Genomic DNA, 724 nt, shown 5'->3' with positions numbered 1-724 from the left:
CAGGATTCTTGTCTCACCCATGGCCAATGACCGAAATAAGTGAGCTCCCGCAATCGCTGGTTGTCCTTTACCTTTGCTAATCTTGTCGGTCTGACGGATGCGCAGACGAAAGGGAATGGGCTTATCCAGCATCAGGTATGACAGCCAGGGCTTACCAATAAACTCTCGGTCCCCTGTAAGATAGGCAATTTCCGCATCGGGGAATAAGATTTCAAAACGCTCGAACAAATCCATGCGCTCTGTACTGTTGCTGTTGCCCTTCTTCTTCTCCAGCATTGTCCACATCAGTGGATAACCGATGCCTTCATGGACAACACCCAGCATCAAGATATTGAAATCCGTTGTTCCGAATGACCAGTTGGTGCGGTCAATACTCAGGACCCAAGGTTGCGGGATAGCCGCGATATTCATCACCATCTGGGCGATTTTATCCAGGTTGACCTCAAAGGACTTGAAGAATCGCTGCATGCGCTTGTAATTGGACTCCTCAGTGGCGTCACCTCCCCAGACTGTGGCGAGTTCGGCGAGATTGACGGTTTTCGCCCGGAATAATGCTATCAGGAACATCGCAACGAAGGAGAGTCTGGCTCCATGCCATCCAATATGGGGTCGCAATTGGTCGCGAATTTCGCTAATCTGACTCATGAGGGTTTGCTTGGTTATCTTCTAATTCCTATCAAACCCTCTCCCTCTATCCTTTTCAAGTTTTTGTCCTGTACTGAGA

General features: G+C 49.0%; 1 protein-coding gene. It reads right to left on the bottom strand.

Annotation, left to right across the window (positions count from 1 at the left end):
• Window positions 1-645, bottom strand: a 645-nt coding sequence (locus tag AACT35_RS10030) for an IS4 family transposase (RefSeq protein WP_143596799.1), incomplete at its 3' end; no start/stop codon positions are given.
• Window positions 646-724: the final 79 nt, after the last annotated feature.

The sequence above is a fragment of the Synechococcus sp. BDU 130192 genome, assembly GCF_963876085.1.
In the GTDB taxonomy this organism is placed as follows: Bacteria; Cyanobacteriota; Cyanobacteriia; order Cyanobacteriales; family MRBY01; genus MRBY01.
Note: the sequence above shows the minus strand (reverse complement) of the source record. Positions and strands in the feature narration are given on the sequence as shown.